This is a genomic window from Bacteroides sp. 1001302B_160321_D4, from assembly GCF_015667765.1.
In the GTDB taxonomy this organism is placed as follows: domain Bacteria; phylum Bacteroidota; class Bacteroidia; order Bacteroidales; family Bacteroidaceae; genus Bacteroides; species Bacteroides xylanisolvens.
Genome location: NZ_JADPLO010000063.1, coordinates 25522 through 34145 on the forward strand (window position 1 = coordinate 25522; position 8624 = coordinate 34145).

Consider the following 8624-nt stretch of genomic DNA (forward strand, 5'->3'; position numbering starts at 1 on the left):
ATAGAAATAATTTCTACCTTTGCTATTATTAAAATGAATTTCAATGAAGAAGAATATCCTCCTTTTCTCTTGTTTTCTGGTGATTGCGGCAGTCAGCCTGAAAGCACAGGAAATACGTCCCATGCCTGCCGATTCAGCTTATGGGGTAGTGCATATCTCTGTTTGCAATTTGCGCGAAGAAGGCAAATTTACTTCCGGCATGAGTACGCAGGCATTGTTGGGGATGCCGGTCAAAGTACTTCAATATACCGGTTGGTACGAGATACAAACGCCGGATGATTATACCGGATGGGTACACCGGATGGTGATTACCCCCATGTCGAAGGAACGTTATGATGAGTGGAACCGGGCGGAAAAGATAGTGGTTACTTCGCACTATGGATTTGCGTATGAAGAACCGGATGAAAGTTCTCAACCTGTGTCCGACGTGGTTGCAGGCAATCGTCTGAAGTGGGAGGGAAGCAAAGGTCATTTCTACAAAGTATCTTATCCCGACGGTCGGAAAGCATACATCTCTAAATCTATTTCTCAACCGGAAACAAAATGGAGGGCTTCATTGAAACAAGATGTTGAAAGTATCATTGCGACTGCTTATTCGATGATGGGAATTCCTTATCTGTGGGCAGGAACCTCTTCCAAAGGAGTAGATTGTAGCGGCTTGGTACGTACCGTGCTTTTTATGCATGATATTATTATTCCAAGAGATGCGTCTCAACAGGCTTATGTGGGCGAACATATTGAGATTGCTCCTGATTTTGCCAATGTACAACGGGGGGATTTAGTGTTTTTCGGCCGTAAAGCAACTGCGGAGCGTAAAGAAGGAATCTCTCACGTTGGTATTTACCTTGGTAATAAACAGTTTATCCACGCTTTGGGCGATGTACACATCAGTAGTATGAACCCTGCGGATAAGAACTATGACGAGTTCAACACGAAACGTCTACTTTTTGCCGTTCGCTTCCTACCTTATATTAATAAGGAGAAGGGAATGAATACTACGGATAATAATCCTTATTATAAATAGTTGATAAATGATGTTTGATAGTTATTGTGAGTATTTTGTATAAATATCTATCATCTATTATCTGTCACTTATCATTTGTAATTTATCATCTATTAAAGCATGCAGAACAGAAGAGATTTTTTGAAAACAGCGACTTTGGCTGCTTTGGGTTCAGGGTTAGTGGTCCGTCAGACATTAGCCGGAGAATCATCGCTTTCTAACGTCTATATAAATAAGCTCGGTTTGGGAGGAAAGATGAAAATGAGCTTTTTCCCTTATGAATTGAAGTTGAAGCATGTGTTTACGGTTGCCACATATTCACGCACAACGACTCCTGATGTACAGGTGGAAATAGAATATGAAGGAATAACGGGGTACGGAGAGGCCTCTATGCCTCCTTATTTGGGAGAGACGGTAGAATCGGTAATGAGTTTTCTGGGGAAAGTGAATCTGGAACAGTTTAGTGATCCTTTTCAGCTAGATGACATTTTGTCATACGTTGACAGCCTCTCGCCAAAAGACACGGCGGCGAAAGCTGCGGTAGATATCGCCCTTCATGATTTGGTGGGAAAACTGTTGGATGCTCCCTGGTATAAGATATGGGGATTGAACAAAGAAAAGACGCCTTCTACCACCTTCACGATAGGTATTGATACACCGGATGTGGTAAGGGAGAAAACAAAAGAGTGCGCCGATCAGTTTAATATATTAAAGGTAAAGCTGGGACGGGACAATGATAAGGAGATGATTGAAACCATCCGATCGGTAACGAATCTACCGATAGCGATAGATGCCAACCAAGGCTGGAAAGACCGTCAATACGCGCTTGATATGATTCATTGGCTGAAAGAAAAAGGCATTGTGATGATAGAACAGCCTATGCCGAAGGAGAAGCTAGACGACATTGCCTGGATAACGCAACAAAGTCCATTGCCGATATTTGCAGATGAATCGTTGCAGCGTTTGGGAGATGTAGCTGCTTTGAAAGACGCTTTCACGGGAATTAATATTAAGCTGATGAAATGTACCGGTATGCGTGAAGCATGGAAGATGGTAACATTGGCGCATGCGCTCGGTATGCGTGTGATGGTGGGTTGTATGACAGAGACCTCGTGTGCTATTTCAGCAGCTTCACAGTTCTCGCCATTAGTCGATTTTGCCGACCTGGATGGTAACTTGCTTATTTCTAATGATCGCTTTAAAGGGGTAGAAGTAGTGAAAGGAAAGATCACCTTAAATGATTTGCCCGGAATCGGTGTCATGAAAATCTGACTTTACTGAATGAATGTCAGAGTGTTAAAGCCATCTGACATACAACGAATGTAAATTTGTCAGGTGTTGTCGTTAACCGCTGTTAAGCTCCAAATATTCTCTGTTAAAAGTGGACAAAAAAGAGTGACAAGTAGAATAAGTGAACGATATTTGTTATTATTTTAACGTCGTAAAAGTTAAAACAATGTCGAATATTAACAATTTAAAGAATTATAAATCATGAAACAGACAACAAAGAACATTCTGGGAGTAGGAGCAATCATTCTTCTTAGCTCAGGAGTTGCAGGATTGACAACTTACAAATTGTTGCAATCTAACGAATCTGCAAAAGAAACATCTTTTAATGAGATGTTCAAGCAGAATCCCAATGTCAAATTGGCTGCTTTTGACGCTGTGAACGCTCAACCTGTTGATTTGACACAGGCTGCCGAGAATTCACTTCATGCTGTCGTACATATAAGGTCTACTCAAGAAGCTAAAACAAGAACTGTTCAGCAAGCGCCGGACATTTTCGATTTCTTTTTTGGTGATGGACGCGGACAGCAACGTCAGGTACAGTCTCAACCTCGTGTAGGTTTTGGTTCGGGAGTAATCATCTCGAAGGATGGATATATCGTAACGAATAATCATGTGATTGAAGGTGCGGATGAAATCAGTGTGAAACTGAATGATAACCGTGAGTTTAAGGGACGCGTGATTGGTACTGACCCTAGCACCGACCTTGCGCTGGTGAAAATTGAGGGTGATGATTTCCCGACTATTCCGGTGGGAGATTCCGAAGCGTTGAAAGTAGGAGAGTGGGTATTGGCAGTAGGTAACCCGTTCAATTTGAACTCTACTGTAACTGCCGGCATCGTAAGTGCAAAAGCCCGTTCTCTGGGAGTATATAATGGTGGTATAGAATCATTCATCCAGACGGATGCTGCCATCAACCAGGGTAACAGTGGTGGTGCACTGGTAAATGCCAAAGGTGAATTGGTTGGTATCAATTCAGTGCTTTCTTCTCCGACAGGTGCTTATGCAGGATACGGTTTTGCTATCCCGACCAGCATTATGACGAAAGTAATTGCCGACTTGAAACAATATGGAACAGTACAACGTGCATTGCTCGGTATTCGTGGTGGCTCTATCGGTAGCAGTTTGATGGACGACCGTCAACCGATTGACAAATCCGGTAAGACATTGGCAGATAAAGCTAAAGAACTGGGTGTTGTAGAAGGAGTATGGGTTTCTGAAATCGTAGAGAATGGTTCTGCTGCCGGAGCTGATATCAAAGTCGATGACGTAATTATCGGTGTGGATAATAAGAAAGTATCCAATATGGCTGACTTGCAGGAAGCACTTGCTAAACATCGTCCGGGTGATAAGGTGAAAGTAAAACTGATGCGCGATAAGAAGGAAAAGACCGTTGAAGTAACGTTGAAGAACGAGCAAGGTACTACCAAGATCGTGAAGGATGCAGGCATGGAAATCCTGGGAGCTGCTTTCAAAGAGTTGCCGGATGACTTGAAGAAGCAATTGAATCTAGGTTACGGTCTGCAAGTGACAGGAGTTTCTTCCGGTAAGATGTCAGATGCAGGAGTTCGTAAAGGCTTCATTATCCTGAAAGCTAATGACCAGCCGATGCGCAAAGTCAGCGATCTGGAAGAAGTAATGAAAGCTGCTGTTAAGTCTCCGAACCAGGTATTATTCCTGACCGGTGTGTTCCCATCAGGTAAACGCGGATATTTCGCTGTCGATCTGACTCAAGAGTAATATATAAAAATAAGGTAAGAAGATTGCAGGATAAGCTAATGAAATAGAAAAAGGATGCCGCCAATCAACTTGTCGGCATCTCTTTTTGTTTTATTAGATGAAAAATATAGTGTAAAAGTTACTTAATTTTGTATGTTAACAAATTATTTGTCGTAACTTTGCACTCCAAATCTGTTTTTAAAGAATGAGACAACTAAAGATTACCAAAAGTATCACTAACAGAGAGAGCGCTTCTCTTGATAAGTATTTGCAGGAAATCGGCCGTGAAGACCTGATTACTGTCGAGGAAGAAGTGGAACTCGCTCAACGCATTCGTAAGGGTGACCGTGTAGCATTGGAAAAATTGACACGTGCCAATCTTCGTTTCGTCGTATCTGTGGCTAAACAGTACCAGAACCAAGGTTTGAGTTTGCCTGACTTGATTAATGAAGGCAATTTAGGACTGATTAAGGCTGCCGAGAAATTTGATGAAACACGTGGATTTAAGTTCATTAGCTACGCTGTATGGTGGATTCGCCAGTCTATTCTGCAAGCATTGGCAGAGCAGTCGCGTATTGTTCGTCTCCCGTTGAATCAGGTAGGTTCGCTGAATAAGATCAGCAAAGCCTTCTCGAAGTTTGAACAGGAAAACGAGCGGCGTCCGTCTCCCGAGGAGTTGGCAGACGAACTGGAAATTCCGGTTGATAAAATCTCTGATACGCTGAAGGTATCCGGCCGTCATATTTCGGTGGATGCGCCTTTTGTGGAAGGGGAGGATAACAGCCTGTTGGATGTGTTGGTTAACGATGATTCGCCAATGGCGGACCGCTCTCTGGTTAATGAGTCTCTTGCGAGGGAAATTGATAGAGCTCTTTCTACGTTAACCGATAGAGAAAAAGAAATCATTCAGATGTTTTTCGGTATCGGACAGCAAGAAATGACATTGGAAGAAATCGGCGATAAATTTGGCCTCACACGTGAGCGCGTTCGTCAGATTAAAGAAAAAGCAATTAGAAGACTTAGACAAAGTAATCGTAGTAAATTGCTCAAATCTTACTTGGGATAAGTAAGGAATATCAGTTTCTGAAAGAAAAAAGAATTTGAGTCGCATAAGTCGCACTTTTCATATAGAAGAATGTACTTATGCGACTTTTTACATAAGCCCCATTCTATAATTCAATCTTGTGCTATGTGAGTTTTATGAAGAAATTTGTTCTAATATCATTTGTTCTGGTTGCTTTGGGAGCAGGGGTGATGGCATACGCAAGATATGCGACATTGTCTTCTGACACGGTGCCTGTTAAAATAGAGCAACGTTTGCGTGAAAAAGCGCAGGCGGGAAGGGCTTATTGTGATAAGAACGGGTATAATACAAATTATTGCTTTCTGGTAGATTTCAGTATTCATTCCGGTAAAAGGCGTTTCTTTGTATGGGATTTCAAGGGAGATTCTGTGAAGTATGCAAGTCTTTGTGCGCATGGATACGGGAAAAACAGTACGCTGTCCAAGCCTGTATTCAGTAATGTGGAAGGTAGTTATTGCTCTTCTTTAGGAAAATATAAAGTAGGGATACGGTCGTATAGTAAGTGGGGGATTAATGTTCATTATAAATTGCATGGATTGGAAGCAACGAATAACAATGCTTTCAAACGGTATATCGTGTTACATTCTTATACTCCGATGCCGGAAACGGAGGTGTATCCTTTGCATCTTCCATTAGGAATCAGTCAGGGGTGTCCTGTGATATCTGATGAGGTGATGAGGAAGGTTGACAGGCTGCTCAAGGCAGAAAAGAAACCTATATTGTTATGGATTTATGATTAAGAAATGCTATTTATTTGAGATAAATCGAGGTAGTCTCCTCTTTTTTGTTACCTTTGCGAAGTTAAAAATTATATGATATGAAATACGTAAAAATACTATTTGCAATTGCACTTGTGTTTACCATGTGCTCCGCTTTTTCTCTGAAAAAAGACCATTCTAAACCGGTTTATGCTTTTGGAATTTCTGCTTCATTTACGGATACGGTAGTCTATTTCACGGATATTCAGATATTAGATAGTGCGAAGGTTAGCAAAGAAGGGTTCTTGGCTCATCGTGAATTATATAGTTATCAGTTGAAAAATTATCTGGAGGATAACCAACTGCAGCAGAATAGTACATGTATGATTTACTTCTCGGAAAACAGAAAGAAGTTGGAAAAAGAAGCAACGAAGATTCTGAATAAATATAAGAAGAATAATAGAATGACGGTATCGCGGATTGATTCAGATAAATTCCACTTTACGAAACCGGAAGAGTAATAAGCAATAACTTAATTGTTAATATAATAAGAGATGCAGGTTTGCATCTCTTATTTTTTTATCTTTGTCCCTGTTATAAATGAGGAATATTATGAAAAAGATTAAAATATTATCGCTTTTGTTCTGTGTTGTAATGTTGGTGGCAGCTTGTCACGATGATGAAGAAGGCCCTATTATACCTCAACCACGTGAACAAGTTGGGCGCACTGTGTTGGTATATATTGTAGGTGATAATGGCGTTAATGAATTGTCTGATCTCTTTAAAACTAATTTTGAAGATATGAAAGAGGGTATGAAAGAGGTAGATTATTCAAAATGTAATTTAGTTGTTTATAGTGAAATGGTTAATGATGTTCCTCGTCTTGTTTCATTAAAAAAACAGAACGGAAAAGTGGTAGCAGACACTCTTTTTACCTATTCGGAACAGAATCCTTTGGCTAAAGAGGTTATGTCTTCTGTTATTTCTCAAGCGGTAAGTTATTTCCCGGCAGATAGTTATGGCTTTGTGTTTTTATCTCATAGTTCTTCATGGGTGCCGGCTACCAATGATGCGAATTCTCGTTCCATCGGGTACTATCGTAGAACTCAAATGAATATTCCGGATTTTCATGATGTATTGTTATCTTCTTTTCCTAGACCTTTGAAATTTATTCTGTTTGATTCATGTTCGATGCAGGCTGTGGAAGTAGCTTATGAACTACGTGATTGTGCTGAATATTTTATTGGTTCACCAACTGAGATTCCTGGTCCTGGGGCTCCTTATAGTGTAGTTGTGCCGGAGATGTTTACAGAGAATAATTTGGCTATAAATATAGCTAGTGCTTATTTCAATTATTATGAAAAGTTTTATACTGGCAAGGTACCATCGGTTAATACAAATTGGACGGGAGGAGTTGCAACATCTGTAATTAATAGTGCTGCTTTGGATCATTTAGCTATGGTTGTTAAAACTATTATTCCTAAATATATTCAAGATGCGGGAGTGGTGCAGCGTGATGATATACAGCTTTATGATTTTAGCAGTGATAAAGCAAATTATGATTTTGATAATTTGATTCAAAATTTAACAGGAGGAAAAGATAATGCTGATTATCAGTCATGGCGTCAAGCTTTTGATGAGGCTGTAATTTATAGGAAAACTACACCGAAAAATTATTCAGGAATTACTTATAGTATGTTTTCTATGGAAAAGGCGGAAGGGTTGTCCACTTATATACCTCGTGGAAGCTTTGACTCAAAAATGAATAATTTTTATCGAACATTACAATGGTATTCTGCTGCCGGTTGGGATGAGACTGGTTGGTAATTAAAAGTCTGTAATGTACTTGCATAAAGAGGGTATAGATGAACCGAACAAAGATTCTGTATGGGCTGCCAACACTATAATAACTCTTGATTTCAAGGCGGCGAAAGGAACGATAGTGCTTCTTTCTCGCTGAAACTGCAGGCGTTCCCCTCTGCAAAAAAACAAAGTTATGAACAGTGGGGCAGGGACAAAGGGTACAGTAGGGACACCACAATAATTTCTCACACACGTGCGCGCGTATAAATAAGGTGGAAAATAATGAAACGTGGGGAGAAGAAAGAGAGTACGGCGAAGAAGATGCTTCTACTATGACGATGAAGAAGTGTTGCCAGAATATAATCATTCTTTCGCCGACTTTAAGACTGCACTTCAACTTGTGAATCTCTCTACTGCCAAGCCACGCATATCCTGTTATTCCTTGCCCTTACAGAAATTAGCCATCTGATGAATGTTGATGAGAATTTCTTCTTTGGCAAATTGAGAGCAGGTTTCACCCGCACATAGGTATGGCAGTCGGCATGGGATAAAGGAAAATACTGCACTCGCCTGACTGAAACGCCTGCCCCAATGCATAGTGTTTATCAATGTAGATGATGAAGAGACTATTTTAGTACGTGCGCGCGGGTGTGTGTGAAGGGGTTCTCTGAAAAGTGGCCCTTCTGTACCCGCCCGTTATAAACAATGCAGTGATTTGTCAATGCTAAAGCGGTGCTTTACGAGTGCTAAAGCATAGCTTTACGTTCTCTAAAGCTATGCTTTTCTAAGCGCCTCTCTCAATGCTCTACTATTACCCTCACTTCCTTATCCGTCCCCACACTTTCCTAATCCTATCAAAAACATGTTCTACAACATCATTATCTTTCAGCGCTTTAGCATATTCTTTCAAAAAAACTTCGAAAAAATAGTTTAATATATTTGGATTGTATACGAAAAGGGCGTACTTTTGCACCCGCTTTCCAAGAGAAGAAAGCCTTGTAGAATTGACATAGTGAAAAAGCGAGATTGC

9 protein-coding genes are annotated in these 8624 nt (G+C 40.6%); 8 read left to right on the forward strand and 1 reads right to left on the reverse strand.

Annotation, left to right across the window (positions count from 1 at the left end):
* Positions 1 to 43: 43 nt before the first annotated feature.
* The 8 genes from KFO40_RS20500 to KFO40_RS25835 all read left to right on the forward strand — a co-directional run bounded on the left by KFO40_RS20500 (position 44) and on the right by KFO40_RS25835 (position 7998).
* Positions 44 to 1024 (forward strand): NlpC/P60 family protein, encoded by a 981-nt coding sequence (locus KFO40_RS20500; RefSeq protein ID WP_211146737.1) that lies wholly within the window; start codon positions 44 to 46, stop codon positions 1022 to 1024.
* A 99-nt stretch (positions 1025 to 1123) separates the two neighbouring features.
* Entirely contained in the window at positions 1124 to 2275 is a 1152-nt protein-coding gene (locus KFO40_RS20505) for a dipeptide epimerase (RefSeq protein ID WP_118196284.1), read from the forward strand.
* Between the two features lie 219 nt (positions 2276 to 2494).
* On the forward strand, positions 2495 to 4030 hold the full coding sequence (locus tag KFO40_RS20510) for a trypsin-like peptidase domain-containing protein (protein WP_004296667.1): 1536 nt from the start codon (positions 2495 to 2497) through the stop codon (positions 4028 to 4030).
* Between the two features lie 184 nt (positions 4031 to 4214).
* On the forward strand, positions 4215 to 5075 hold the full coding sequence (locus KFO40_RS20515) for an RNA polymerase sigma factor RpoD/SigA (RefSeq protein ID WP_002561589.1): 861 nt from the start codon (positions 4215 to 4217) through the stop codon (positions 5073 to 5075).
* Positions 5076 to 5209: 134 nt separating this feature from the next.
* Positions 5210 to 5833, forward strand: a complete 624-nt coding sequence (locus KFO40_RS20520; protein ID WP_117685289.1) for a murein L,D-transpeptidase catalytic domain-containing protein — start codon at positions 5210 to 5212, stop codon at positions 5831 to 5833.
* Positions 5834 to 5910: 77 nt separating this feature from the next.
* Positions 5911 to 6312: a hypothetical protein gene (locus KFO40_RS20525; RefSeq protein ID WP_004303864.1), complete on the forward strand. Its 402-nt coding sequence runs from the start codon at positions 5911 to 5913 to the stop codon at positions 6310 to 6312.
* A 91-nt stretch (positions 6313 to 6403) separates the two neighbouring features.
* Entirely contained in the window at positions 6404 to 7618 is a 1215-nt protein-coding gene (locus KFO40_RS20530; RefSeq protein ID WP_211146738.1) for a clostripain-related cysteine peptidase, read from the forward strand.
* Positions 7619 to 7866: 248 nt separating this feature from the next.
* The gene (locus KFO40_RS25835; protein ID WP_262896093.1) at positions 7867 to 7998 is read left to right on the forward strand and encodes a hypothetical protein; all 132 of its coding nucleotides are present in this window, start codon (positions 7867 to 7869) and stop codon (positions 7996 to 7998) included.
* A 413-nt stretch (positions 7999 to 8411) separates the two neighbouring features.
* Here KFO40_RS25835 and KFO40_RS20535 read toward each other — a convergent pair.
* Positions 8412 to 8624, reverse strand: a 213-nt coding sequence (locus KFO40_RS20535) for a hypothetical protein (RefSeq protein WP_410489907.1), incomplete at its 5' end; no start/stop codon positions are given.